This window comes from Corynebacterium sp. HMSC05H05, assembly GCF_001807265.1.
GTDB lineage: Bacteria > Actinomycetota > Actinomycetes > Mycobacteriales > Mycobacteriaceae > Corynebacterium.
Genome location: NZ_KV788386.1, coordinates 77,295 through 102,807 on the forward strand (window position 1 = coordinate 77,295; position 25,513 = coordinate 102,807).

At 66.2% G+C, this 25,513-nt stretch carries 25 protein-coding genes and 1 tRNA gene; 7 read left to right on the forward strand and 19 right to left on the reverse strand.

What is annotated here, in order from left to right; all coding sequences use genetic code 11:
• Positions 1 to 91: 91 nt before the first annotated feature.
• A complete protein-coding gene (gene pdxS, locus HMPREF3151_RS04475) occupies positions 92 to 967 on the reverse strand; it encodes a pyridoxal 5'-phosphate synthase lyase subunit PdxS (RefSeq protein WP_070473879.1) in 876 nt (291 codons plus the stop codon).
• A 70-nt stretch (positions 968 to 1,037) separates the two neighbouring features.
• Between pdxS and HMPREF3151_RS04480 the strand changes: the two genes are divergently transcribed.
• Positions 1,038 to 2,408: a MocR-like pyridoxine biosynthesis transcription factor PdxR gene (locus tag HMPREF3151_RS04480; RefSeq protein WP_070473881.1), complete on the forward strand. Its 1,371-nt coding sequence runs from the start codon at positions 1,038 to 1,040 to the stop codon at positions 2,406 to 2,408.
• Between the two features lie 2 nt (positions 2,409 to 2,410).
• Here HMPREF3151_RS04480 and arc read toward each other — a convergent pair whose 3' ends face one another.
• From arc to HMPREF3151_RS04495, 3 genes are read right to left on the reverse strand one after another with little or no spacing between them, the layout of a single operon-like run.
• Positions 2,411 to 3,931, reverse strand: coding sequence for a proteasome ATPase (gene arc, locus HMPREF3151_RS04485; RefSeq protein ID WP_070473883.1), 1,521 nt, complete (start codon positions 3,929 to 3,931; stop codon positions 2,411 to 2,413).
• Positions 3,932 to 3,960: 29 nt separating this feature from the next.
• A complete protein-coding gene (locus tag HMPREF3151_RS04490; protein ID WP_070473884.1) occupies positions 3,961 to 4,794 on the reverse strand; it encodes a tRNA (adenine-N1)-methyltransferase in 834 nt (277 codons plus the stop codon).
• Between the two features lie 15 nt (positions 4,795 to 4,809).
• Entirely contained in the window at positions 4,810 to 6,021 is a 1,212-nt protein-coding gene (locus tag HMPREF3151_RS04495; protein WP_070473886.1) for a M18 family aminopeptidase, read from the reverse strand.
• Between the two features lie 26 nt (positions 6,022 to 6,047).
• Between HMPREF3151_RS04495 and HMPREF3151_RS04500 the strand changes: the two genes are divergently transcribed.
• A complete protein-coding gene (locus tag HMPREF3151_RS04500; RefSeq protein ID WP_070474052.1) occupies positions 6,048 to 6,908 on the forward strand; it encodes a RecB family exonuclease in 861 nt (286 codons plus the stop codon).
• On the opposite strand, the gene HMPREF3151_RS04505 is transcribed toward HMPREF3151_RS04500, so the two are convergent.
• From HMPREF3151_RS04505 to HMPREF3151_RS04535, 7 genes are all read right to left on the reverse strand, one after another.
• A complete protein-coding gene (locus HMPREF3151_RS04505; RefSeq protein ID WP_070473888.1) occupies positions 6,905 to 8,572 on the reverse strand; it encodes a formate--tetrahydrofolate ligase in 1,668 nt (555 codons plus the stop codon). The genes HMPREF3151_RS04500 and HMPREF3151_RS04505 overlap by 4 nt on opposite strands.
• Positions 8,573 to 8,577: 5 nt before the next feature.
• Positions 8,578 to 9,888: an anaerobic C4-dicarboxylate transporter gene (locus HMPREF3151_RS04510; RefSeq protein ID WP_070473890.1), complete on the reverse strand. Its 1,311-nt coding sequence runs from the start codon at positions 9,886 to 9,888 to the stop codon at positions 8,578 to 8,580.
• A gap of 85 nt (positions 9,889 to 9,973) precedes the next feature.
• Positions 9,974 to 11,413, reverse strand: a complete 1,440-nt coding sequence (gene aspA, locus HMPREF3151_RS04515; protein WP_070473892.1) for an aspartate ammonia-lyase — start codon at positions 11,411 to 11,413, stop codon at positions 9,974 to 9,976.
• A gap of 54 nt (positions 11,414 to 11,467) precedes the next feature.
• Positions 11,468 to 12,136, reverse strand: coding sequence for an HAD family hydrolase (locus tag HMPREF3151_RS04520; RefSeq protein WP_256365524.1), 669 nt, complete (start codon positions 12,134 to 12,136; stop codon positions 11,468 to 11,470).
• Entirely contained in the window at positions 12,129 to 12,527 is a 399-nt protein-coding gene (locus tag HMPREF3151_RS04525; RefSeq protein ID WP_070473896.1) for a hypothetical protein, read from the reverse strand. The genes HMPREF3151_RS04520 and HMPREF3151_RS04525 overlap by 8 nt, the downstream gene beginning before the upstream one ends.
• A 24-nt stretch (positions 12,528 to 12,551) precedes the next feature.
• A complete protein-coding gene (gene mshC / locus HMPREF3151_RS04530; RefSeq protein ID WP_070473897.1) occupies positions 12,552 to 13,766 on the reverse strand; it encodes a cysteine--1-D-myo-inosityl 2-amino-2-deoxy-alpha-D-glucopyranoside ligase in 1,215 nt (404 codons plus the stop codon).
• A 16-nt stretch (positions 13,767 to 13,782) separates the two neighbouring features.
• Positions 13,783 to 14,628, reverse strand: coding sequence for an undecaprenyl-diphosphate phosphatase (locus tag HMPREF3151_RS04535; protein ID WP_070474054.1), 846 nt, complete (start codon positions 14,626 to 14,628; stop codon positions 13,783 to 13,785).
• Between the two features lie 70 nt (positions 14,629 to 14,698).
• On the opposite strand from HMPREF3151_RS04535, the gene HMPREF3151_RS04540 reads away from it, so the two are divergent.
• Both HMPREF3151_RS04540 and HMPREF3151_RS04545 read left to right on the forward strand, forming a co-directional pair.
• Positions 14,699 to 15,751, forward strand: coding sequence for a YncE family protein (locus HMPREF3151_RS04540; protein ID WP_070473899.1), 1,053 nt, complete (start codon positions 14,699 to 14,701; stop codon positions 15,749 to 15,751).
• Between the two features lie 11 nt (positions 15,752 to 15,762).
• Positions 15,763 to 16,842, forward strand: a complete 1,080-nt coding sequence (locus HMPREF3151_RS04545; RefSeq protein ID WP_070473901.1) for a quinone-dependent dihydroorotate dehydrogenase — start codon at positions 15,763 to 15,765, stop codon at positions 16,840 to 16,842.
• Here HMPREF3151_RS04545 and HMPREF3151_RS04550 read toward each other — a convergent pair.
• Genes HMPREF3151_RS04550 through tetA form a run of 4 tightly spaced genes read right to left on the reverse strand, consistent with a single transcriptional unit; the run spans position 16,839 to position 21,129 of the window.
• Positions 16,839 to 17,195 (reverse strand): hypothetical protein, encoded by a 357-nt coding sequence (locus HMPREF3151_RS04550; RefSeq protein WP_070473903.1) that lies wholly within the window; start codon positions 17,193 to 17,195, stop codon positions 16,839 to 16,841. The genes HMPREF3151_RS04545 and HMPREF3151_RS04550 overlap by 4 nt on opposite strands.
• Before the next feature lie 10 nt (positions 17,196 to 17,205).
• Positions 17,206 to 17,739, reverse strand: a complete 534-nt coding sequence (locus HMPREF3151_RS04555) for a YbhB/YbcL family Raf kinase inhibitor-like protein (RefSeq protein ID WP_070473905.1) — start codon at positions 17,737 to 17,739, stop codon at positions 17,206 to 17,208.
• A 21-nt stretch (positions 17,740 to 17,760) separates the two neighbouring features.
• On the reverse strand, positions 17,761 to 19,566 hold the full coding sequence (locus tag HMPREF3151_RS04560) for an ABC transporter ATP-binding protein (RefSeq protein ID WP_070473907.1): 1,806 nt from the start codon (positions 19,564 to 19,566) through the stop codon (positions 17,761 to 17,763).
• Positions 19,567 to 21,129 carry a tetracycline efflux ABC transporter TetAB subunit A gene (gene tetA, locus HMPREF3151_RS04565; protein ID WP_371336030.1) on the reverse strand — a complete coding sequence of 521 codons (1,563 nt, stop codon included), beginning with the start codon at positions 21,127 to 21,129 and terminating at the stop codon, positions 19,567 to 19,569.
• A gap of 109 nt (positions 21,130 to 21,238) precedes the next feature.
• Here tetA and HMPREF3151_RS04570 point away from each other — a divergent pair.
• Positions 21,239 to 21,327: transfer RNA gene (locus HMPREF3151_RS04570), tRNA-Leu, on the forward strand.
• A 213-nt stretch (positions 21,328 to 21,540) separates the two neighbouring features.
• Here the strand turns inward: HMPREF3151_RS04570 and HMPREF3151_RS04575 are convergent.
• Positions 21,541 to 21,813, reverse strand: a complete 273-nt coding sequence (locus HMPREF3151_RS04575) for a hypothetical protein (protein ID WP_070473911.1) — start codon at positions 21,811 to 21,813, stop codon at positions 21,541 to 21,543.
• Positions 21,800 to 22,360 carry a hypothetical protein gene (locus HMPREF3151_RS04580; RefSeq protein ID WP_070473913.1) on the reverse strand — a complete coding sequence of 187 codons (561 nt, stop codon included), beginning with the start codon at positions 22,358 to 22,360 and terminating at the stop codon, positions 21,800 to 21,802. The genes HMPREF3151_RS04575 and HMPREF3151_RS04580 overlap by 14 nt, the downstream gene beginning before the upstream one ends.
• Before the next feature lie 38 nt (positions 22,361 to 22,398).
• On the opposite strand from HMPREF3151_RS04580, the gene HMPREF3151_RS04585 reads away from it, so the two are divergent.
• Together HMPREF3151_RS04585 and HMPREF3151_RS04590 are read left to right on the forward strand one after the other, a co-directional pair.
• Positions 22,399 to 23,094 (forward strand): TVP38/TMEM64 family protein, encoded by a 696-nt coding sequence (locus tag HMPREF3151_RS04585; RefSeq protein WP_070473915.1) that lies wholly within the window; start codon positions 22,399 to 22,401, stop codon positions 23,092 to 23,094.
• 176 nt (positions 23,095 to 23,270) lie between these two features.
• Positions 23,271 to 23,840, forward strand: coding sequence for a MarR family transcriptional regulator (locus HMPREF3151_RS04590; protein WP_070473917.1), 570 nt, complete (start codon positions 23,271 to 23,273; stop codon positions 23,838 to 23,840).
• Here the strand turns inward: HMPREF3151_RS04590 and HMPREF3151_RS04595 are convergent.
• Both HMPREF3151_RS04595 and HMPREF3151_RS04600 read right to left on the reverse strand, forming a co-directional pair.
• Positions 23,812 to 25,083, reverse strand: a complete 1,272-nt coding sequence (locus HMPREF3151_RS04595; protein WP_070473919.1) for an SPFH domain-containing protein — start codon at positions 25,081 to 25,083, stop codon at positions 23,812 to 23,814. The two genes, HMPREF3151_RS04590 and HMPREF3151_RS04595, sit on opposite strands and share 29 nt — an antisense overlap.
• The gene (locus HMPREF3151_RS04600) at positions 25,084 to 25,512 is read right to left on the reverse strand and encodes an NfeD family protein (protein ID WP_070473921.1); all 429 of its coding nucleotides are present in this window, start codon (positions 25,510 to 25,512) and stop codon (positions 25,084 to 25,086) included.
• Between the last annotated feature and the right edge of the window lies 1 nt (position 25,513).

A 25,513-nucleotide genomic window follows, 5' to 3' on the forward strand; every position in this document is an offset into this window, starting at 1 on the left:
TCGCAAAGCAAAAGCTCGTTACTCGCACATCGTGTATCGCCTCAGAGGGCAATAACGAGGTGCAGGTAACGAGCTTTACGCGTTTCGAGGCCTACCAGCCGCGCTCGGCCAGGCGGTGCGGCGCCGGAAGATCGGCGACGTTGATGCCCACCATCGCCTCGCCCAGGCCGCGGGAAGCCTCGGTGACCACCGCGATGTCGTTCCAGTTCTTCGTCGCCTTCACCACGGCCTTGGCGCGGGCCTCAGGGTTACCGGACTTGAAGATGCCGGAGCCGACGAAGACACCGTCCGCGCCGAGCTCCATCATGAACGCGGCGTCCGCCGGGGTGGACACGCCGCCGGCGACCAGCAGCGGCACCGGCAGCTTGCCGTCTTCCGCCACCTGCGCGACCAGCTCATACGGCGCCTGCAGCTCCTTGGCGGCGACGTAGAGCTCGTCGCGGTTGTTGGCCCAGATGGCCTGGAGAGCGGCGATCTCGCTGGTGATCTTGCGGATGTGCTTGGTGGCTTCGGAGACGTCGCCGGTGCCGGCCTCGCCCTTGGAGCGGATCATGGACGCGCCCTCGTTGATGCGGCGCAGCGCCTCGCCCAGGTTGGTCGCGCCGCAGACGAACGGCACGGAAAAGCCGCGCTTGTCAATGTGGTTGACGTAGTCGGCCGGGCTGAGCACCTCGGATTCATCGATGTAGTCCACGCCCAGGTGCTCGAGGATCTTCGCCTCCACTGCGTGGCCGATGCGAGCTTTGGCCATGACCGGGATGTCGACGGTTTCGATGATGCCCTCGATCAGGTCCGGATCCGACATGCGGGCCACGCCGCCCTGCGCGCGGATGTCGGCCGGCACGCGCTCGAGCGCCATGACGGCGGATGCGCCGGCGTCCTCGGCGATCTTGGCCTGCTCGGGCGTGACCACGTCCATGATTACGCCGCCGATGAATTTCTGGTTCAGCTGTTCTACATCAGACATACCGCTTAGTCTGCCTTGACAACTGGTAGATTCCAAGTGCCAGTTCCATTTAGTTTCTTTGGACCAGTTGATGCTGCTGCATATCTCCCGCGACCACCCCACGCCCATCCCCGCGCAGATCGCCGCGGGCATTCGCGACGCTGTGGCCTCAGGTGCACTTTCGCCTAACGACGCCATCCCGTCCACCCGCGCCCTGGCCGAGCAGCTCGGCGTTTCCCGCGGCAGCGTGGTGACCGCCTACGACCAGCTCGAAGGCGAGGGCTACCTGCTGACCAGCCAGGGCGCGCCGACGCGGATCCACCCGGACCTCACCGTCGCCGCGCCCCTGCCCGAACCCGCCGGCGGCTCGCCTGCCCGCACAACCCCGAAGGCACGCATCTCCTTGAAGCCCTCGCCCGGCAGCGCGGGCACCATCCGCCCCGCAACTTGGCGTAAGGCGTGGCGCGTGGCCGCAGCGGAACCCGGGAACGCGGTGGACAAGTCCGGTGAGCCGGAGCTGCGCCATGCAGTGGCTGAGCATCTCCGCCTCGCTCGCAGTATGCGCGTCTCACCGGACCAGATCGTGGTCACGGGCGGCTCCCGTGAGGGACTCATGTGCATTCTCTTTGCGCTTGGTCCAAACCTGTGCGTGGGCGTGGAAGACCCCGGGCACCCGGGACTGCGTCGCGTGATCCCGCTCGCCGGCCACGAGGTCGTGGAATGCGCAACCGACGCCGACGGCATCGTGGTCGACGAACTCCCAGACTCCCTCGACGCCTTACTGGTGACCCCGTCGCATCTCTACCCCTTCGGCGGCGCAATGCCCGCCGCCCGCCGCGTGGAGCTGCTCGAGTGGGCCGTGCGCACCAACACGGTTGTGATCGAGGACGACTTCAACACTGAGCTGCGCTACCGCATCTCCCCACAACCGGCGCTGTCCTCGCTGGCAACCCGCGCGGACGTGCTCACCCTCGGCACGTTTTCCACGCTGCTCTCCCGCGAGCTCGCCGCCGGCTACGTCGTGGCCTCGCCAGCGACCGCCGAGGCTTTGCGCGAGGTCCGCAGCGTCTTGGGCATGCCGGTTTCCTCCGTCACCCAGCGGGCGATCGCGCACTTGCTTAACGACGGCGTTGCCCGCCGCGCATCCCGCGCCGTCCACCGGGGATTAGCGCTGCGACGGGAAGTACTACACGAGCGGCTGGTTCCGCTATACGACGGTGCCCGACTCGCACCCGGCGACGGCGCGGACCTCACGGTTCGTTTCGGCACCCGAGAAGAGCGGGACGAGTTTGAAACGCGTCTGCTTGAGGCCGGTATCGCGTCCGGCCACGAATCCACCTTGTGGACCAACAGCGGCGACGGTTTGGTGCTGAGCTTTGCACACCTCAGCGCTGGTGATTTCGAGCAAGCCGTCAGCACTGTCGCCCAGACATTCGCTGCCCTTGGCCACGCCCAGAGGTGAAACTACCCGATGACCTCCGCGGCGACGACGCGCTTGCCGTGGCGGCCGGTGATGCGCGCCCACTCGTCGGGGTTCGCCGTGTTCGGCATGTCTTCGCTCTCGTCCTGCTCGGCGCGGACGGCCTCGCGGAGGTGATCCTCCGTCAGGCCGGCGGTGGACACGCCCGAAAGGTGGTCCTTGATGGCCAGCTTCTTGGCGCGGTCCACCACGTTGGCGATCATCGCGCCGGAGACGAAGTGGTGGTAGTGCAGGGTTTCGGCGGAGCCGTCGACAAGCTCGAGGCGTACGAAGGGACGCGGGGCGAACATGGCGTCCGCGGTGGCGTCGATAAGCACCTCGCGCGGGGCCGAAAGCGGGACCTCCTCGGTGATGTAGCGCGCGAGGATGTCCTTGGCTTCGTCTTTGTTGGGGCGCGAGACGCGGATTTTGATGTCCAGGCGGCCGGGGCGCAGGATGGCCGGGTCGATGAGTTCCTCGCGGTTGGTCGCGCCGATGACGATAACGTTGGCGATGTCCTCCACGCCGTCGATTTCCGTGAGCAGCTGCGGGACCACGGTGGTCTCCATATCGGAGGAGACACCGGAGCCGCGGGTGCGGAAGATGGACTCCATCTCGTCGAAGAAGACGATCACCGGGTTGCCACCGGCGGCCAGCTCGCGGGCGCGCTCGAAGATGAGGCGGATGCGGCGCTCGGTCTCGCCGACAAACTTGTTCAAAAGCTCCGGGCCCTTGACGTTGATGAAGTGCGCCTGTCCCCCGTCGCCGATGCGCTGCGACAGCGAATTCGCCACTGCCTTAGCGATGAGCGTCTTGCCGCAGCCGGGCGGGCCGTACAGCAGCAGGCCCTTTGGCGGGCGCAGGTCGTAGGCCTGGTAAAGCTCCGGGTGGGAAAACGGCAGCTCCACGGAATCCTGGATCGTCTCGATCTGGGAGCTCAAACCACCGATGTCGGCGTAGGTGACCTCCGGGATCTCGTCCAGGGACAGCTGGTTGACCTCGGTCTTCGCGATACGCTCAAACGCGTAACCGGCGGAGGCGTTGACCAGCACCGTGTCGCCGGCGCGGGCGGATTCGCGCAGCGGCTCGGCGAGCATGACAATCGATTCGGCGCCCTGCTGGTCCGCCACAATCGCGCGGTCCACGCCGACCCGCTCGACCATGGTTGCGAGCTGGCCGGTGGGGTCGAAACCGCAGGTCTCCACCACGATCGTGCCCTCGCCCAGCCGCACGAGCGTGCCGGGGACTAGCTTGGACGGATCCACCAGCGGCGAGACCTTCAGCCGCATGCGCCGTCCGGTGGTGTGCACCTCCGCCTCTCCGCTGCGCGGGGCGGGCGCGAGGTAGATCCCGTACGTCGATGCCGGCTCGTTGAGCTCCTCGACCTTCGCGTACAAGTCATTGAGCTTGTCGCGGCTGACTTTCAGCAGCTCAGCGAGCTTCTCGTTGCGCGACCCGAGATCGCGGTTTTTGCGCTTGAGCTCGCGCAGCTCCGGTCCGAAGGCATCGTCGTGGATTTCAGGCATGCGTTCGAGCCTACATAGGAGCGGGCTGCTTATCGACGAGCCTTGCGCTGCGGCCGCGGCGGCGTCACCCCGTCGGCAAGCCTGCGTGTCCACACGAGGAATGCCGTGTGCGCGTTCATGCGGTGCTCCGGGCGCGTGGCAAGGCCTTCAACCTTCCACTCACGCAGCAGAGTCTCCCACGCGCGCGGCTCGGTGAAGCACTTCGCCTCGCGGATGGCCTCCATGATGTTCATCAGCTGCGGCACGGTGGCCACGTACGTCATGAACACACCACCCGGGATGAGCACGTTCTTCACGGTGTCGATGAAGTGCCACGGCTCCACCATGTCCAAGATGACGCGGTCGACCTGGCCGTCCAGGTCCTCCGGGGTGACCTCGCCGAAGTCGCCGAGGCGCGGGGTCCACCACTCCGGCTCGACGCCGAAGTAATCGGCGACGTTGTCTTTGGCGAACGCCAGGTGGTCGTCGCGGATCTCGTAGGAGTAGACGTGACCTTGCGGCCCGACCGCGCGCAGCAGCGACATGGTCAGCGCGCCGGAGCCGGCGCCCGCCTCGAGCACGCGCGCGCCCATGAAGATGTCGCCCTCGACCAGAATCTGGGCGGCGTCTTTCGGGTAGATCACCGCGGCGCCTCGGGGCATGGACAGCACGTGGTCCACCAGCAGGTGGCGGAAGCACAGGTAGTCGGAGCCGAGCGTGGACTTCACCACGGTGCCCTCATCGGCGCCGATGATGTCGTCGTGGCTGACTATGCCCTTGTGCGAGTGGAACTGCCCGCCCTCTTTGAGTTCGATGGTGAAGTGGCGGCGCTTCGCGTCTGTGAGCTGCACCTTGTCGCCTGGCTGGAACGGTCCCGAATACATGGCGGTAAGTATGCCTTACTGCGCCGCCGCATAAAAAGCCGTGAGCGCGCGCACGAAGTAGTCCATGTCGTCCACGCCGCACAGCTCGCGCGCGGAGTGCATGGAAAGCAGTGGCACGCCGACATCCACCGTGGGAAGGCCCAGGCGCGTCGACGAAATAGGCCCGATGGTGGACCCGCACGGCACCGCGTTGTTGCCCACGAACGTCTGGTGCGGCACGCTCGCCGCGCGGCAGGCCAGGATCCACTCCGTCTCCGTGGCGGCGTTGGAGGCGTAGCGCTGATTCGCGTTGATCTTGAGCACTGGCCCCTTGTTCACCAGCGGGTGGTGGGTGGGATCGTGTTTGCCCGGGTAGTTCGGGTGCACGGCGTGGGCTGCGTCGGCGGAAACCTGGATGGAGTCCGCGATGATCTCGGCCGGGTCGCCGAAGCTGGCCGCCACCTTGGTTAACACGCGCTCCAGCAGCGGCCCGCCGGCGCCGGCGGTGGACGCGGAGCCGACCTCCTCGTGGTTGAAGGCAGCCAGCACCAGAATGTCCTCGGCGTCGTCCTTCGCCGCGAGCATCGCCTCCAGGGAGGCCCACACGCTGGTGAGGTTGTCCAGGCGACCCGCTGCCAGCAGGTCGCCGATGACCTCACCGCGCTGCGCGTCAGCGGTGATCAGCTCGTGCGCCACCACGTCTTCGGCGCTGATGCCCGCGGACTCCGCCGCGAGCTCCAGCAGCGGACGGTCCACGCCCAGGATGGGCTGGGTGTGCACCTGACGGTCAATCTCCGGCATGTCGCCGCGGTAGAGGTGGATGGCCAAATTCGGCACGCGCGCGACCGGACCGGTATTCACCAGGTGCTCAGTGCGGTCCGCGGTGACCACACGGCCGGCAAACGTCAGGTCGCGGTCGAACCAGCTGGCCAGAATCGGCCCGCCGTACACCTCCACCGCAACCTGGCGGAAGCCTTCGCGCACCACGTCAGGGTCCGGCTTGGCCATCAGGCCCGGTGAATCGGTGTGGGAGCCGACCACCCGAAAGCGCGGGCGGGCGTTTTCGGGCACCCACCAGGCGACCACGGCGCCGTCGCGCTCGATGAGGTGGCCGCCGGGGGCGTGTGCGCCGTCGTCAAGCGACTTGCTCCGTGTGAACCCCGCGGACTCGAGCCTTTCGGCGACGGTTGCGCTCGCATGGAACGCGGAGGGGCTGTGGGCGATGAAATCGATGAACGGCTGTGTCATGGCTCCACTCTATGATGTTGGGCACCATGTCTGATGCCAGCACTCCCCCACGCCCACTCGCCATCTCGCCGTCGCGCGCCTCCGACTACAAGCGCTGCCCGTTGCAATATAGGCTGCGCGCCATCGACAAAATCCCGGAGCCGTCCACGGAAGCGCAGGTCAAAGGCACGCTCGTGCACGCCGTGCTGGAAGAGATGTTCGCCTGGCCGCGCGAGCAGCGCACGTACCCGGCGGCGGTAAAAAGGCTGAAGCCGAACTGGGAGAAGATGCGCGAAGATGATCCCTCTTGCGCCGAGCCGGTCGAGGACGAATACCAGTTGCTTGTGGACGCCCGCACGTTGCTGCGCGGCTACTTCACCATGGAAAACCCGCTGGGCTTCGACGCGCACGCACAAGAGATGCCGGTGGACTTCACGCTGCCGAACGGGGTGCCGGTGCGCGGATTCATCGACCGCGTAGATATCGCACCCACCGGGGAGGTGCGCGTGGTCGACTACAAAACCGGCAAGAAGCCGCTGCCGCGGTACTCGCAGGACGCGCAGTTCCAGATGCGCTTCTACGCGCTGGTGTACTGGCGCATGTTCGGCGTCGTGCCCACCCAGCTGAAGCTGATGTACCTGAAGGTGATGGACTCGATGATCCTCGCCCCCTCGCGCGAGGAGCTGGAGTACTTCGAGCGCGACCTGGCGGAGCTGTGGTGGAAGATCGAGGCCGACGGTAAGTCAGGCAATTTCCGCCCGCAGCAGTCCAAGCTGTGCGGGTGGTGCGCCTTCCAGCACCTGTGCCCGGTTTTCGGCGGCACTCCCCCGGCCTACCCCGGCTGGCCGGGGTCGCGGGCGGAGGAGTCTAACGACGGCGGCGCCCCCGAGGCCGGGCCCGAGGCCTAGAACAGGCCGGAGACCACGCCGTCCGCGTCGACGTCGATGTTGTTGGCGGCCGGCTGCTTGGGTAGGCCCGGCATCGTCATCACGTCGCCGGTGAGCACGAGCACGAAACCGGCGCCGGTGCGCGGGACGATGTTGCGCACGTGCAGCGTGTGGCCCTCCGGCGCGCCGAGCTGGGTCGGGTCGTCCGAGAAGGAGTACTGCGTCTTGGAGATGCACACCGGCAGGTTGTCAAAGCCGTTGTCTTTGAGCGTCTGCAGGTCTTTCAGTGCGGCGGCGGAGTACTGCACGTCGGCGGCGCGGTAGATCTCCTTGGCGATGGTCTCGATGGACGCCTCCACACCTTCGGCCGGGTCGTACAGCGGGTGCGAGGTGCCCTCGGTGAGGTTGTCCAGCAGCGTCTCGGCGAGCTCGAGCGCGCCGTCGCCGCCCTTGGCCCAGACGTCCGCTTCCGCCAGCGCGATGCCCTTGGCCTGTGCCCAGTTCTTCAAGAACTCAAGCTCGGCCTCGGAGTCGGTGGCGAAGCGGTTGAGCGCGACCACCGGGGTCACGCCGAATTTGCGCACGTTTTCCACGTGGCGCTCGAGGTTGACGATGCCCTCCTCCAGCGCGGCAATGTTTTCGTCAGAAAGCTCCGCCTTGGCTACACCCGCGTTGTGCTTGATGGAGCGCACGGTGGCCACAATGACGGCGCCGGCGACGTCCAGCTCGCCGTAACGGGCCTTGATGTCGAAGAACTTCTCCGCGCCCAGGTCGGAGCCGAAGCCGGCTTCCGTGAGCACGATGTCCGCGTACTGCTGGGCGGTGCGGGTGGCAATCAGGGTGTTGCAGCCGTGGGCGATGTTGGCGAACGGCCCGCCGTGAATGAACGCCGGGGTGCCGCCGAGGGTCTGCACCAGGTTCGGGTTGACCGCGTCTTTCAGCAGCGCGGCCATCGCGCCCTGGGCGCCGAGGTCGCCGGCGGTGACCGGCTTCTTGTCGTAGGTCAGGCCGATGGTGATGTTGGCCAGGCGCTGCTTTAAGTCCTCCAGGTCCGTGGCCAGGCCCAGAATCGCCATGATCTCGGAGGCGGCGGTGATGGTGAATCCGGTCTCCGCGGGCACGCCGTGGGCCGGGCCACCCAGGCCCGTGACCACGTTGCGCAGCGCGCGGTCGTTGACATCCACGCAGCGCTGCCAGGTCACCCGCCGCGGGTCGATGCCGAGCGCGTTGCCCTGGTGAATGTGGTTGTCAATGAGTGCGGCCAACGTGTTGCTGGCGCTAGTGATCGCGTGGAAATCGCCGGTGAAGTGAAGGTTGATCTGCTCCATCGGCACCACCTGGGAGTAGCCGCCGCCGGCAGCGCCGCCCTTGATGCCCATCACCGGGCCGAGCGACGGCTCGCGCAGTGCAACCATGGCGTTCTTGCCCAGCTTCGCCAGCGCGTCGGTCAGGCCGATCAGCGTGGTCGATTTGCCCTCGCCCGCAGGAGTCGGCGAGACACCGGTGACCAACACGAGCTTGCCCGGCGTGGTGCCCGGGTTCTGGGTGATGTCCACCTTGGCCATGTGCTTGCCGTACGGGATCAGCGCATCGTCGGACACACCTGCCTTTGCGGCGATCTCCGTGATGGGGGCGAGCTCGTGGGCCTGGGCAATTTCGACGTCAGTCAACGGTTGTGCAGTCATGCACCTCACACTACAACGGCACCGATGGCATAACCCAGAATTACGCTGACAAAGATGCACGCCACACCTGGAACGAGGAACGGGTGGTTAAACACGTACTTGCCGATGCGGGTGGAGCCGGTGTCGTCCATCTCCACCGCTGCGAGCAGCGTCGGGTACGTCGGCAGCACGAACAGTGCGGAGACAGCCGGGAAGGCGGCGAGCGCGGTCAGCGGGCTCACGCCGATCGCCAGCGCCGCAGGGATGAGCGCCTTCGCCGTTGCCGCCTGGGAGTACAACAGCGACGCCGCGACGAACAGCACCACCGCGAGCAGCCACGGCTTCGCGGTGAGCACATCGCCGGCAATGTTCTGGATGTCCTCGATGTAGTAGTTGATAAACGTCGTGCCCAGCCAGGCCACACCGAGCACGCACACACAGGCGGACATGCCGGAGCGGAACACCTGGGTGTTCAGGATCTCCGCCGCGGTCGTGCGGGTGAGAAGCACGATGGCTGCCGCTGCACCAAGCATGATGGCCATGATCGCCTCGTTGCGCGGGATGGTCGGGTCCGCAATCAGCCCCACCTGTTCCGAGATCAGCGTGGCGTAGACCATCACGATCACAATCGCTGCGAGGAAGATTCCCACCGAGGCTTTCGCCCCTTGGGGTGGGAGGTAGTTCTCGCGGGCAGCTGGCTTTGCGACGAGCCCTTCGGCCACCCGCTGGCGGTAGACCGGGTCATCCTCCAGCTCCGCGCCGGACTTGTTGGCGATCCACGCCATTGGGAAGATCGCGAAGAACGTCGCCGGGATCATCACCGCTAGCAGCTGGAGGTATCCCACGCCGAGCGGTTCCAGCGCCGAGGCCATGAACACCACCGCGGCAGAAATCGGCGAGGCGACAATAGCCATTTGGGACGCAATCACGGCCGCCGACAGAGGACGCGAGGGCCGGACCTTGCCCTCCTTCGCCACCTCCACAATCACGGGCATGGTGGAAAAGGCGGTGTGACCGGTGCCGGCGAGCACCGTCATCAGCCAGGTCACAATCGGGGCGTAGACCGTGATGCGCTTCGGGTTGCGGCGCAAGAAGCGCTCGGCCAGGTCTACCAGGTAGTCCATGCCGCCGGCGAGCTGCATCGCGGAAATCGCCGCGATGACGCACATGATGATGCCGATGACATCGAACGGAATAGCTTCAGCGCTGACCGGCATCCCGGTCGCGCCGAGCAGCAGCACGCCGAGCCCACCCGCAAAGCCGATGGCGATGGAGCCCATCCGCGCGCCCACCACGATCGCCCCGAGGAGGATGATGATGTGGACGGCGAGTAACACGGCGGGCTCCTTCAGACAGTTATTAGGTCATCCCATTATCTGTCCGAAGGAGCCCGAAACGGAAATGCAGCCGCTGTGATGTTGCCTACGCCTCCAGGCTCGGCTCGTCGTCGACGTAGAGCTTGCCCCGGTACTCCGGGTGCATGAGGTTTTCCTTGCTCAGCAGCTTCTGCAGGTCCTCTTCCTCGATGAGGCCCTTCTCCAGCACGAGGTCGTAGACGCTCTTGCCGGTCTCCGCGGCCTCGCGGCCGATCAGGTCGCCGTTGTGGTGGCCGATCACCGGGTTGAGGTAGGTGATGATGCCGATGGAGTTGGTCACGTAGGCTTCGCACACCTCCTTGTTTGCGGTAATCCCGGTGACGCACTTCTCGCGCAAGGTCTTCGCCGCGTTGGCCAAAAGGCGGATGGACTCGAACAGGGACTGCCCGATCACCGGCTCCATCACGTTGAGCTGGAGCTGGCCCGCCTCGGAGGCCATGGAAATGGTCACGTCGTTGCCGAAGACCTTGAAGCACACCTGGTTGACCACCTCGGGGATCACCGGGTTAACCTTCGCCGGCATGATCGAGGAGCCCGCCTGGCGCTCCGGCAGGTTGATCTCGTTGAGGCCGGCGCGCGGGCCGGAGGACAGCAAGCGCAGGTCGTTGCAGATCTTGGACAGCTTCATCGCAGCGCGCTTGATGGCGCTGTGCATCATCACGTAGCCGCCGGTGTCGGAAGTCGCCTCGATCAGGTCCGGGGACGCCTGGATGTCCAGACCGGTGACCTCGCGCAGGGCGGATACCACCTGGTCGCGGTAGCCGCTCGGGGTGTTGATGCCGGTGCCGATGGCGGTGGCACCCAGGTTGACCTCCAGCAGCGAGTCGGCCGCGCTGCTGATGGTGCGCTGTTCCTCGGCGAGGTTGGCGCCGAAGGCGGTGAACTCCTGGCCCAGGGTCATCGGGACGGCATCCTGAAGCTGGGTGCGGCCCATCTTGATGATGTCGGCGAACTCGTCGCCCTTCGCGCGCAGCGCCTTCTGCAGCTCGTCGAGCTCCTCCAGCAGTCCCTGCACGGCGTAGTACACGCCGAGGCGGAAACCGGTCGGGTACGCGTCGTTAGTGGACTGCGACATGTTCACGTCGTCGTTCGGGTTGATCACCGAGTAGTCGCCCTTTTCGCGGCCGATCAGCTCGAGCGCGAGGTTGGCCACCACTTCGTTGGTATTCATGTTGAGCGATGTGCCCGCGCCGCCCTGGAACACGTCGATCGGGAACTGGTCCATGCACACACCCTCGTTCAGGATCTTGTCGCAGGCCGCGATGATGGCCTCGGACTTGTCCTTGGGCAGGGCGTGCAGGCGGCGGTTCGCCATCGCGGTGGCTTTCTTCACCTGCACCATGCCGCGGATGAACTCCGGCACGTCGTTGATGGTGCTTGCGGAGATCTGAAAGTTGTCCACGGCGCGCTGGGCGTGGATGCCGTAGTAGACGTCGGCGGGAACCTCGGCGGTGCCGAGAAGGTCTTCTTCAGTACGAGTGCTCATGCGCGCCACTATACGTAGCAACACGCTTCTCGACGGGCGCTGCGTACCCCCGTTTTATGCCTGTCGAGCTGCAGAAAACCAACCGTCCACGTCATCGGCGCCCGCGCCGACGAAGTTGTCCGGGTCGAACCTCATCACACCCGCGGGAACCTCATCCGCAAGGCCCAATACCGCGCACCCGGCGGCGGCCCCGGCGGACATGCCGTGCCAGGAGTCCTCCACCACGAGGCACTCCCCCGGTGCCGCGCCCGCGCGCCGGGCGGCCTCCAGGTACATGTCCGGCGCCGGCTTGGAGTGTTCCACCTCGTCGCCGGTGATGGTGCCGGCGAAAAACTCGCGGCCGATTGCGTCGATGCACGGCTCCGCCACCACCCGCTCCGTGTTGGTGCAGATGAACATGGGCGTGCCCCGCCGCGCGAGCGACTCGAGCACGCCGCCGATGCCGGGGTTGAGCTCGATGCCCTGCGCGAACAACTCCGCCATACGGTCAAACATCCAGGTGCGGTAGCGCTCCAGGTCGCCGTCCTGAAGTTCATAGCCCGCCCATTCGGCCACCACGTTCAAAGTGTTGGGGAAGCTGCCGCCGATGGTCTTGGCGCGCACCTCCGGCGTGAGCGGGCGGCCCAGCAGCTCGCCGAGCTCGTAGGTGGCCTTGCCCCACAGCGGTTCCGTGTCGATGAGTGTGCCGTCCATGTCCCAGAGGACGGCCTGTGGCCTACTCAAGTTCCGGAAGCTCGTTGAGAGCCTCGTCCGTGGCACCGGTGGCGGCCGCCGCCCGAAACACCAGCGTCTCGATGTCGGCCTTTTCCTCCGGCTCGAGCACCGCGTTGGCGTGCTTCTCGTTGAACTCCTCGAGGTTCTCGTAGAACGGAGCCACAACTTTCACCAGCGCGTCGCCCTCAGGGTCGTCGCCGATGAGGTCAAGTGCGTCCAGGAACATCTCCAGAAGCTTTTTCAAATCCGGCAGCACCGCCGGGTCGAAAGGCTCTTCCCACAGGTCCTTGTCCTCGTCCTGGAGGTAGGAACCGGTGGCGAAGGTGGTCAGGTCGTCGATGAATTCGTCTACTTCGGGCTGAAACTGGGCCCGAATCGAGTTGTCCGCAGCTGCGCTCATGCGCCCCATTGTGCGTGAGGCGCGCTAAATGCGCACCCCGAGCAGCCCGTCGAGGGCGGTGGCGATGATCTGGTTGCAGTCGCCGGCCGCGCCGTCGAGAAGCGAAAGTGCCTCCGGGGTGTTCAGATCGTCCGCAAGAATCGCGCGAAGCTTATCGACGACATCCGTCGCCTCCGCTTCGCTGACATCGCCGGAGAGCTGCTCGCGCCAACGCGCGAGGCGCTCCTCGGCCTCGGCGAGGATCGCGTCGGAGAAGTCCCGGTCCTCGCGGTAGTGGCCTGAAAAGACCGCCAGGCGGATCGCCGACGGATCGTGGCCCGCTTCCGAGAGTTTGTGCACGAACACGAGGTTGCCCAGGGACTTGGACATCTTCACCCCGTCGAGCGCGATCATGCCGGCGTGGACGTAGTGGCCGGCCATGCGCTCGACCTTCAGCGCGGCCTCGGCGTGCGCCGCGGAGAACTCGTGGTGCGGAAACGCCAGGTCGGAACCGCCGCCCTGGATGGCGAAGTGCCCGCCCAGGCGGTTAGTGGCAATCGCGGAGCACTCCACGTGCCAGCCCGGGCGGCCCGGGCCGAACGGCGAGTCCCAGGCCGGCTCGCCCTCGCGGTGGCCGCGCCACACCAAAGCGTCTAGGGGGTCCCGCTTGCCCTTGCGGTCTGGGTCGCCGCCGCGCTCCGCGAAGTACTCCTCCATGGTGGCGCGGTCAAGGTTGGACTCGTACCCGAACTGCGCGGTGGCGTCGATGGAGGCGTAAATGTCGCCCTGGTCGAGCTCGTAGGCCGCGCCGGCGTCGAGCAGCTGCTGCACCATCGCGATCACCTCGTCCACGGACTCCATCGCACCGATGTAGTCGCGCGGCGGGATCACGGACAGGATCTCCATGTCGCTGCGGAACAGGTCGATCTGGCTTTGCCCCAGTTCGCGCCAGTCCACGCCATCGCGCTCGGCGCGCTCGAACAGCGGGTCGTCCACATCGGTGATGTTCTGCACGTAGTGGACTGTGTGGCCGTTGGCGATGAGCTGGCGCTGCGCCAGGTCGAAGGTGAGATACGTCGCGGCGTGGCCGAGGTGGGTGGAATCGTACGGCGTGATACCGCAGACGTACATCCCCACCTCCCCGTTCGCATCCGGGGTGGTGTCTACTTCTTTGACGCGCTGATCGGCGGTATCAAAAAGCTTCAGCGGCACCGGGGTGCCAGCAACTGCGGGTACGGACGGGTCAGGCCATGCATGCATGCGGACAACCCTACAACTACGCGGCCATCACGCCAGTGCCGAGCAGCGCCATGACGACTAGGCCCAGCGGAATGCGGTAGGCGGCGAACCAGGCGAAGGAGTGGTTGGACACGAACTTCAGCAGCCACGCAATCGAGATGTAGCCCACGACGAAGCCGATGCCGGAGCCGACCAACAGCTGCAGACCGCTCGCCGCCTGGCCCGCCTGGGGGTTGAAGGCGTCAGGCAGGGAGAATAGCCCAGAGGCCAGCACGGCCGGGATGGCCAGCAGGAAGGAGAAACGGGTGGCGACCTCGCGGTCGAGGTTGAGGAACAGGCCGCCGGAGATGGTGCCGCCGGAGCGAGACACACCCGGGATGAGCGCCAGGCACTGCCACAGGCCCATGACAACCGCGTCCTTCATGGTCAGTTCCTCGAACCCGCGGGTCTTCTTGCCGCGGCGCTCGGCCAAGATGAACACCAGGGAAAACAGGATCAGCACGGTGGCGGTGATCCAGAGGTTGCGGAAGTTCTCGCGGATTAAGTCCTTGAGCAGCACGCCTGCGAGACCGACTGGGATGGTGCCGGCGATGACCATCCAGCCCATGCGGTAGTCGAAGTTCCGCTTGGACTTGTCCGCGAGGCCGGCGAACCACGCGGTGAGAATGCGCCAGATATCTTTGGCAAAGAACACCAGCACGGCCAGCTCGGTGCCCAGCTGGATCACAGCGGTGAAACTGGCGCCCGCATCTTCGCCCCAAAACAGTTGGGAAACGATGCGCAGGTGGCCTGAGGAGGACACTGGCAGAAACTCAGTGAGGCCCTGGACGACGGACAGGACGATCACCTGGACCCAGGACATTGTGGTGGCGGGATCAGTCATGGCGAAAGACACTACCCCGCCCGCTTAGCCATCGCGGTGCGCGACGGGCGCGTTGCTAGGCTTTGACCTTGTGAATGCTCGTCTGTTTACCCCCAATTCCCGCTTCCGCATCGCTGTGGCCTCCGGCGCCGTTGCAGCTGCCCTGGCCTTGAGCGCCTGCGGCGCGTCTCCTTCCGCCAAGATCGAGGAAGCCGGCGGTGAGGCCGCTGCGAACATGGGCAGCGCTGAGCCTGCGCAGTCCCCGCAGTCGTCGGACCCGGCGGGCGTGGTGGTGGACTTCGAGTCAGTGCACGACTTAGACGAGACCAACGGACGCATCGGCGTGCGCTCCGGCGACGCTCTGACGATCGGCACGCTCGACGAGATCCAGCAGGATAAAGCCGCGCGACACGAGCTCGATTCCTCTTGCGGCGAAGCCTCCGCCAACGCCGGCACTTTCGCGGTGGCCTGCGCAGGCGAGATCAAGCTCTTCGGCGACCGGGAGGAGACTATCTCGACGGATAAGCCGGTCACGGTGGCCACGGTGGCGTCGACAGGCGAGGTGCTTGCCGGCAGCGACACTGAGCGCGAGGTCTGGGTCTTCGAAGACGGCGAGCTGAAAGACACCATCGACGTCGCACGCGAAACCGACCAGTTGCAGGCTGTGCAGGTGGACGGACAGCGCGACTCGGTGGTGCGCACCAACCGCTTCGACACCACCATCCAGGACATCGACTGGAACGGCTCACGCCAGGGCGGCACCCTGCGCGTCGGCCTGGGCGTGGGCAAGGTGCGCGGCGGCGAACACGGGCTGGTGCTGGCCGCTGATTCCACCGGCAACCAAATCCATGTCTACACCACCGACGACATCATCCGCCTCCAGCAGTCCGCGCCCGTGCCGGACGCGCCCTGGGACGCCGCGTGGGATACCGCACAGCGCCTCGCCTGGGTCAGCTCGCTGGCCAGCAACACCGCCACCGGCTACGACATCTCCCAGGGCATTCCGGTGAAGCGAAAGCACTTCGCCACCGTTGCCGATGCCCAGAGCATCATTACGCTTGACGACGGCACCGTGGTCGCCGCCTCCGCATCCGGCGACGGCATCCAGATCGTCTCCCCCGCCGACCAGACCGAGAGCAACTAGGAGATAGACCCATGACGCTCTACGACCGCGCACTCAAGCTCATGTTCCTGCTCCCACCGGAGCGCATCCACGGCATCATCAGCGGCGCCCTGCAGACGCTGCACCTAGCAACCCCGGTCAACCGCGTCATGGAAAAGGCTGTGCGCGTGCACGACCCGGTGCTGCGCCAGACCGTTTTCGGCGTGGACTTCCCCGCCCCGCTGGGGTTGGCGGCCGGCTTTGACAAGAACGCAGAGGCGATCGACGCCTGGGGCGCAGTCGGTTTCGGCTACGCCGAAATGGGCACCGTGACCCCGAAGTCCCAGCCGGGCAACCCCACTCCGCGCCTATTCCGCCTGCCGGAGGACAAGGCGATTTTGAACCGGATGGGCTTCAACAACAAGGGCGCGTTGACCGTCGCCGACAACCTGCGAGCACGGCGCTCACGCGACGTGGTGGGAATCAATATCGGCAAGAACAAGACCTCCGAGGACGCCGTGGCGGACTACCGCGCCACCGCGACACTTCTGGGGCAGCTGGCGGACTACCTGGTGGTCAACGTCTCCTCCCCCAACACGCCGGGTCTGCGAGACCTGCAGGCGGTGGAAGAGCTGCGCCCGATCCTCGAAGTGGTGAAGAAGTCCACCACCACCCCGGTGCTGGTGAAGATCGCGCCGGACCTTTCCGACGAGGACATCGACGCCGTGGCCGACCTCGCCGTGGAGCTGGACCTGGCCGGCATCGTGGCCACGAACACGACCATTTCCCGCGACGGGCTGAAGACTCCCGCTGCCAAGGTGGAGAAGATGGGCGCGGGCGGGATCAGCGGAGCCCCGTTGGAGAAACGCTCGCTTGAGGTGCTCAAACGCCTCAACGAGCGCGTGGGCGACAAGCTGGTGCTGGTCAGCGTCGGCGGCATCTCCACGCCCGAGCAGGCGTGGGAGCGCATCGCCGCGGGCGCAAGCCTGTTGCAGGGCTACACCCCGTTCATCTACGGCGGGCTGGGCTGGATCCGCGGCATCCACCGCGGGATCGCCGCGCAGATCAAAGCCCACGGCCTGGACTCGATTGAGCAGGCTGTGGGCAGCGGTCTGGAGTGGAAAGCGCTCTAGGCGTGTCCGGCTGCGCTGCGGCGCAGCACCACCGCGCAGAGTCCGGCGGCGAGCGCCCAGCCGATCAGCCAGAACGGTGTGGTGGACATCAGCGCAGTGTCGGGGGCGATGAATCCGAGCCCGATGAGCACCACAGCCGCGAGCAGCGCCCCCACCTGGGTGCGCGAGCCTTCCTGCTTGGTGTTGTAGGTGGCGAAGGCGCCGACGATTGCCACCGCAGCGATGACGGAGAGCACCTGCGGGGTGACGGGAAACGCGGCGTCGCCTCGAAGCAGCGCCAGCACGGCGTAGAGCACGAGCACGAGTGCGATGCCCATGAACGCGCCGCCGACGCGGAGTTGCACTGGAACCATTCAGAAAATCTTACTGGTTTTCGTACCAGCCCCAGATGATTGCCCGGCCCAGCGAGTGGAAGTTGAGGTTGAACCCCAGCTGGGTGGGGTTGGCAATCTGGTCCGCGGGCAGCTCCGTGTCCACCGCGTGGACGGCGAACAGGTAGCGGTGCGGGCCGTGGCCGGCCGGCGGGTTCGCGCCGTAGTAGCCCTGCACGCCGCTGTCTCCGGTAAGCACCACCGCGCCGACACCGAGGTCGTCCTTCGCACCCGCACCGGCGGGCAGCTCGGTGACGTCAGCCGGGATGTTGAACGCGGACCAGTGCCAGAAACCGGAGGCGGTCGGCGCGTCCGGGTCGAAGCAGGTCACAGCGTACGTCTTGGTGCCCTCCGGGGCACCGGACCAGGACAGCTGCGGGCTGGCGGCGTTATCGCCGGCCAGCGTATCGGCGAGGCGCTCGCCGTCGACGATGTCCTCGGAGGCGATGTCGAAAGACGGCACGTCCGTAAGCGGGGCGTACGGGTCGGGGCCGGGGAAACGGTCGGAAACGTAGTTAGCAGTCATGTCCCCATTCCTACCGGAGAGCTAGTGACCGCCGCCACTCCATGCTGCGAACAGTTGCGCGTATCTCCCGCCAGCGGCGACGAGTTCGGCGTGGGTGCCGTCCTCGATGATGCGCCCGGCGTCCATGACCAGGATCCGGTCCGCGGCCGCCGCCTGGTCCAGGCGGTGCGCCACCACCAGCGCCGTGGTGTCCGCGGTAATCCTCGCGGCGGCGTCTTCCAGCGCGTTGGTGGCGTCGCTGCCGGCTTCCGCCGTGGCCTCGTCCAGGATGAGCACCTTCGGGCCCGAAAGCGCCACGCGTGCGAGCGCGAGCTGTTGCTCCACCTCCGGGGGCAGGTCCTCCGCGCCCGCGCCGACGGCGGTGTCCAGCCCTTTCGGGAACAGGCGTGCGAACTGGGTGCCTTCGGGGTCGATCCCGACGCTTGCCAGCGCACGCAGCAGGTCCGCGTCGGTCGCACCCTGCGTAGCCATCGAGAGGTCCTCGCGCAGGGTGCCGGCGAACAAGTGGACGTCCTGGGTGAGCAGGGTGACGTTCTTGGTGGTCCACGTGTCGCTGACCTGCGAGGTATCTACTGCGCCTACCCGGATGCTACCGGCGGTGGGCTCCACCAGCCCGGCGATGAGCGCGGCGAGCGTGGACTTGCCTGCACCCGAGGTGCCAACCAGCGCCGTGGTCGTTCCCGATTCGAGCGTGACGGAAAGGTTGTCCAGCACGTTGGCGCCTCCCGGGTACGCAAACGAGACGTGGTCGACTTCCACGTCCACCGGCTCCGCCAAGTCCTCTGGAACGGCCGTGGCTTCGCGCCCGTCCGCGAGCTTGGCCAGGCTCACCGCGCGGCCCACTGCGGTGGCCGCGCCCTGCAGCTCGCCGACGAAAAACAGGGCGTTGAACACCATGACCTCTGCGCGGATGACCATGAACACCGCAGCACTCGCCTGGCCCGGGGTGACGGCGCCGGCCGACGCGAGCCACGCGCCGACGCCGAGCGTGAGCAGCACCCACGCGGCGAAGGCGACCTGGCCGATGCCCATCAAACGGATGAACCAGGGCACGCGGTCCATCTCCGCCTCCACCGCGCCCCAAGAGGTCCGCCGCATCCGGGCCAGCGCCCAGCGCTCCAGGTCGAAGGCGCGCAGCGTGGGCAAGCCCCGGACGGTGTCCAGCAGCACTGCGTTGCGACGCGCCTCCGCCACGCTCACCGCATTGGAGGCATCCGGGATAGCGCGGACCACCGCGCGGGCAAACGGGTAGGTGCAGATGCAGATCAGAAGCAGGATCAGGGCGAAGCGGACGTCGATAAGCAAGAGCCCAATGAACGTGATCGGGAAAACAAACACGGTGGTGAGCACGCGCGAACCGATGGCAGTGACGGTTTGGACGACGTCGTCGATGTCCTTGGTCATGCGTGTGATGACGTTGCCGGTGCCGAGCTCCATCACCCGCGGCACCGGTGCGCGCAGGATCGCGTCGAGACAGCGTCGGCGCAGGTCGATGGACGCACGTGCGACTTTGAGGCCCACTACGTAATTGCCGAGGGCACGCAAGAACATCTCGACGAGCATGCAGACCAGCGCCAGGCCGACGGTCAAAACGAAGGCGCGGGTGCCGGTTCCCAGCAGTGGCACTGATCCGCCGGTGAGCGGGTCGACGCTGCGGCCGAACAGGTTCGACTGCGTGGTGTAGACGGCGACGATCAGCGCCTGGATGATCAGCAAACCTGCCCACCAGGGCTTGTCCAGAGCGTTGGGTAGCGCTGACAGGTACGCGAAGGTCTCCTTCACGCTCGCGGGGGCGACCGCGTCAGTGCGTTCGTACTCGCGCCGCATCTACGCCACCTCCAATGCGGTGCCGGCGTGCTGCCACGCGGCGTTTCCGGTGATGACCACGGTGCTCTTGTCTGCCCTGAGCGCGGCGACGGCTGCCACGACGTCCGCCTGTGTCACGGAATCGAGGCCAGTGGTCGGATCGTCCAGGATGAGCACCTCCGGGTCGGCGGCGAGCGCCCTGGCAAGCGCGACGCGCTGGCGCTGCCCGCCGGAAAGGTTCAGGCCGGCCTCCCCCAGCGGCGCGTCCGGCAACTCGCCTGCTTCGTTGATACCGCCGAGCCTGCGGAGGATGTCCTGGCAGTGGGCGGCGGCGAGCGCTTGCTTGACCGCGTCCTCCGGCACATCCCCGCGCGGATTCACGTTGTCTGCGATGGTGCCCTCAAACACGTTGACGGTGTGCGGCGGGAACAGTACGTCGTCGCGCTGCGCCCACGCGGCGGCTGTGGCGTAGGAGCGCTCCGCCGGCGCGAGGATCCACAGCCCCGCGCCTGGGACCGGTGTGTCTGTTAGCTCGGGCCCCGCGGTGTCGTCGCCCGCGTGGTGCAGCTGCTCGATGCGCTGGCCACTCGCGACGGCCCTGCCCCACCCGCTGGCCAGATCGCCGAACGCGAAGCCCGCCATGTTCAATGCCGGAGGAACCAAAAGCGCCACCGACGTCAACTGCCCCGGAGTGATCTCGCCGTTCAGCGTCATCCACGCGCTCAAGCCCACAATCGCCAGGTTGCACAGCCACGCCACGCAGAACCTGGCAAAACCCAACCACACCTCCACACGCAGGTGGGTGAGCATCAACCGCTTCGCCTCGGCTGTCTCCGTATGAAAACGCCCGGCCACGGTTGCGCCCGCCCCGAGGCCTTTGACAGTGCGTATGCCTTGCGACGCATCCGTGGCCAAGCCAGCAACATCTGCCTCCGCGGCGCGGCGCTTCAGCGACACCCGCGTCACCGGCCCCGCGGTCCACGCAGCAAACAGGGCGATGATGAGCGCACTGGCCGGGATCGCCAGGGAGATCCACGGGGAAACCGACCACATCGCCACCATCGCTCCGACCGCATAGCCGATGGCCATGAGCGGAAACGACAGCAGCTCGCGGTAGCGGCCGACAGTGTTCGCATCCGCGTCGATGGTGTTGAGCACCGTGCCGGGGCTCATCGCACCCGCCCCACGGCGCAGGACACCCGAGGACAGGTGCTGCTGCGCGTTGTGGGTCACCCGGCGCACCGAGGCTGTGGCCAGGCCGTCGCCGGTGGCCTCGCCGACGAACTGGACAATAAAGATGCCGACCAGCACTGCGAAGAGCCACCACGCGTTGAATGTGTCTGCTTCCACTAGACCGTCCACGATCATGCCCACCACCACCGGCACAAAGGCTGCGATACCGGAGCCGATGAGGTAGCTCAGAATGTGCAGCGCCAACACACCCGGATATGCGCCAACCATGTCCCTGACCACGCGGTTCCCGCTGCTCCAGCGCACCGGGTGGAGCCGTGCCGGATCATCCGCTGGCGGCGCGGGCGGGACGAACCAGCTATACGTCTTCATTCTGCGCGGCGGTGGCATCATTCTGGAAAATCTAGCAAATTTTCAGGGTTGTACTGGCGATTTGGCGGTTCAATCACCCCGCCCTATAGTTATGCGAGTGCCCAGCCGAGAGGCTGAACAAACACCCAAAGCCCGGGTGGCGGAATGGCAGACGCGCTAGCTTGAGGTGCTAGTGTCCTATTAACGGACGTGGGGGTTCAAGTCCCCCTCCGGGCACCATGTGTTGTCTCGAGACATCGTTCCTACGGTGTCTCGAGATTTTTGTTTTCAATGTGTGGAGTAGAACCCAGACCTCAAGCCAAGGGCACCTGCAAACCCCAGGTCGCGCCCACGCTTGAGGTCCGGTTCGTCCAGCACTCTCCTTGAGTACTCCGCGCTCGCCAGCCTGGAATGTGCGTTCAGGGGCAAGATCCTAGGACCAGCCTGGCCCGTTCAAGACACTATCCCCGGTGTCTCCGATTCAGGTGCGGACACCAGCCCTGGCACCACCACTGCGACTACGACGATCACGCAGGCAATCACGATGCGCGCTGACCGCTTCTCACCGGCGCGCACGGCCGCCGCGCAGCCGATCACCACCGCCAGTGCCCTCGCCGCGAGGGCCAGCTCTGCGGACTCATCGTCGACCCACAACGCCACGATGGCGATGAGCAGCGAAAGCAGAAACACAACGACTGAGATGTTGTCGTACTCAGTTCGGTCCATGGGCCGCCTCCGAACGATGATCAGTTCCTGCACGACGTTTCTGGTTTCTGCGGTTGAGCCACACGACAAGCAGGAAAGACGCTATCGCGATGGCGAAGACCATTCCGGCCCAGAGATACCCAATCAGCGGATTTTCCCAGAGTAGGTGAGCGATACGAATCATCACTCTGTGCGGCGCCACGGCAAGCACAATTGCAAGCCCCAGCGCTGCAAGGAAGTGCCATAGTTTGCTGCGTCGCGCAAGCAAGTAGGCCCAGGCAAGGGCCAAGAATGAGACAGCGGGACCGAAAAGGCCGAGCACGATACCGGCGCCGGCGGGCAACCCCTCCGCAATTGGGAGTACCCACGGGGTCGCGGCTGCTGCGATTACGAGACCGCAGGCTCCCACCTTGCGTGCGACGCTTCCGTCGGGCACCTGCGTGGCCGCCACGCAGCCGATGACAAGCGCGGTGCCGCAGAACAGATATGCCAGGCCTAAAAATCCAGGCGCCACCCAGATTCCTAGGAGTGTCAATGTCAGTGAAAGTAGAAACACTCCGACTCTCATGAGCCCCCCTCCTCAAGTTGGTTCCAGACTACCGGCCGATGGAAGATAGCGGGGTGAATCGTTTGCGGAAGGCACCCCGGAACCGGATCGCACTCATCGTTGCGGCCGGTGCGTTGTTCGTCGCAGCATGGATGCTTCTCGACGTCCCCCCGCTTTCGACCCTCCGCACCTGGTCTGATCAGACCGGTGCCTGGTTCCCCGTCCTGTTCTGGCTGCTGTACGTGCTGATCACCCAGTTCCCCATCCCGCGGACCCTGATGACGGTTTCCGCCGGCATCCTGTTCGGCACCGCCCGCGGGATCCTCATCGCGCTGACGGCGACGACGGTCAGCGCAGTCATCTCGCTGCTCATCGTCCGTACGCTGCTGCGGGATTGGGTGGAGCCGCGCCTGACGCACCCGGCCGTGGAGAGGATTAACCGGCGCCTCGAAGAGCGCGGATGGTTGGCCATCTTGAGCCTGCGCATGATCGCGGCCGTGCCATTCTCCGTAATGAACTATGCCGCCGCGCTCACCCGCGTGCCGGTGCTGCCGTTCGCGCTCGCGACCCTCGTGGGGTCCGCGCCGGGCACGATCCTGGTCACCCTGTTCGGCGACACCCTCACCGGCGAGGCGGACCCGGTGTTCGTCGCCGTCATGGCGGTGCTCGCCGTCGTCGGCGTCGCGGGGCTGGTGCTGGACGCGCGCATGCCGACCCGCTCACCTGATCGTCTAGCAACCACTGATCCCCGCTAGACGAACAGCCCGCTATCGACACTCGCATTCAATATCACCTGGGAAAATGTCGAGCTCAATTCCGAATCGTCTAGCAGACCGAAGCAAACCGCTAGACGATCCGGCTGTAGGGCCCGGCCCCACTGGCTACGTGTCGGAGTCAAGCCTCAAGGGTAGACCGGAGTACGCTACGGCCCATGATTGCCGTGCATGCGAGGTACCGGGGCCGTGAGAAGGCCCGCGCCATCGTTGTGGAGCGCTCTGCCGAGGCGCTGAGCGGTCTGCCCGGTGTCGCAGGCTTCGAGGTGCTCGGAGTGGAAGACATCCGCTCGAAGGTCGAGGACGCCGAGGCTGCGCTGAATTTGATCATGGCGCTGCTTTCGGACGGCAACTGGGCCATCGGGCTCGGCATCAGCGACGCTGACAGCTCCACAGGCGACGCCTCCGCCACCGCGACGAAAGCCGTCGGGACGAGGGCGGGCCAGGTACGGGTGATCGTCGATAGGCAACATGCGACGACTGATGCCACGGACATCGCGGCGACCTTCGCGCTGCTGGCGCACGTGCTGCACAAACGCACCTACGAGGGGCGCGAGGCGACGTCGCTGGTGCGGCGCGGCATGAACCAAAATGAGGCCGCCGCAACCCTGGGCATCTCCAAACAGGCGATGAGCCAGCGGTTGCAGGCGGCCGGGTGGCCCGCGGAGCAGGCAGGGTGGCAGCTCGCGCTGAATCTGATTACTCGGGCTGCTGGTCAGGGCGAGTAACCGGGCGCGAGACCGGCTCGGACACGCCAGTTTCGCTGCTGAAGTCCTGCTCGAAGCCGGTGCGCTCCGGCTCGCCCGCGGTGATCTCGCGGCGGGTCGAGGCAGTGCTCTCGGAGGGAGCACCGGCCGCATCCTGGGTCGGGTCCGGGTCGTCCACGTGCTTGTTGGCCACCGCACGCGCCTCGGCGAGAGCCTTCGCCAGCTCGGGGTCGGTGGAGGTGTCGAACCAGCGGTCGGTGTTGTCCGCCTGGGCCATCTCCCGGTCGCGGTCGTTCGGGGTATCCGGCTCGTAGCGGAATACGCCATCGTCGTCTTTGTCGGCGAATGCGCGGGCGAACTGCTGCAGCGAGTCGCCGAACTGGGACGGGATCATCCACATCGTCGCCGCCTCGTTGTTGGCGATCTTCGGAAGCTGATCCAGGTACTGGTACGCGAGCAGCTCCGGGGTAATACCGGAGGACTTTATCGCGGCGTTGACCTTCTGGATCGCGCGGGCCTCGCCCTGCGCAGCCAGGTACTTGGCGGCACGCTCACCCTCGGCGCGCAGCATCATCGCCTGACGCTCCGCCTCAGCCGCGAGGATGGCCGCGTGCTTTTCGCCCTCGGCGGAGAGGATGCGCGCCTGCTTCTCGCCTTCTGCGGTCTTGATGTCGGACTCACGCTTACCCTCGGCGGTGAGGATCATCGCGCGCTTCTCGCGGTCCGCCTTCATCTGCATCTCCATGGACTGCTGGATGGACGGCGGCGGATCAATCGCCTTCAGCTCCACTCGGCTGATGCGCAGGCCCCACTTAGCAGTGGCCGCGTCCAGCTCGCCGCGCAGGCGGCGGTTGATGGTCTCGCGCGAGGTCAGCGTCTCCTCGAGCGTCATGCCGCCGACGACGTCGCGGAGGGTGGCAACAGAAATCTGCTCCACACCCACGAGGTAGTTGTCCACGCCGTAGATCGCCTTGGCCGGGTCGTTGATCTGGAACGTGACCACGGTGTCGATCGCCACGGTCAGGTTGTCCTGGGTAATCACAGCCTGCGGCGGGAAGGACACCACGCGCTCACGGGTGTCCACGCGCTCGCGCACACGGTCGATGTAGGGCACGAGAAACGTCAGCCCGCCGGACGCGGTGCGGGTGTAACGGCCGAGCCGTTCGATAACCGCCGCTTCTCCCTGCGGGATCAGCTTGATTGACGCGGTGAGAACTGCCACCACCAGCGCGATGATGACAAAGAATGTGATAAACCCTCCCATTTAGGGCTCCTTCCACACGACAGCGACGGGGCCGTCAATATCGTAAACGGTCACGCGGGATCCCGCCGGGATGGTCTCCGCCGGGTCGAGGCCGCGGGCGGACCACAGGGAGCCGTCGAAACGCACCTGGCCCTTGCCACCCACAATGTCCTCGACGACCTCGGCCGTGCTGCCCACGAGCGCCCGCGGGGAGTCGTCCAACACCAGCGGCTTTTCCATCCGGCGGCGCAGCGGCGGGCGCAGGAAGAACCAGAACAGCGCGGACGAGACGGCGAACACGGCGACTTCCGCCCACATGGGCACGCCGCCGAGCGCCACCAGCGCGGTGGTCAGTGCGCCCGCGCCGAGCATGAGCAGCGTCAGCTCGCCCACGGTCAATTCCAGCAGCGCCAACAACGCCGCGGCCAAAAACCAAAGCAAAGGTCCCACG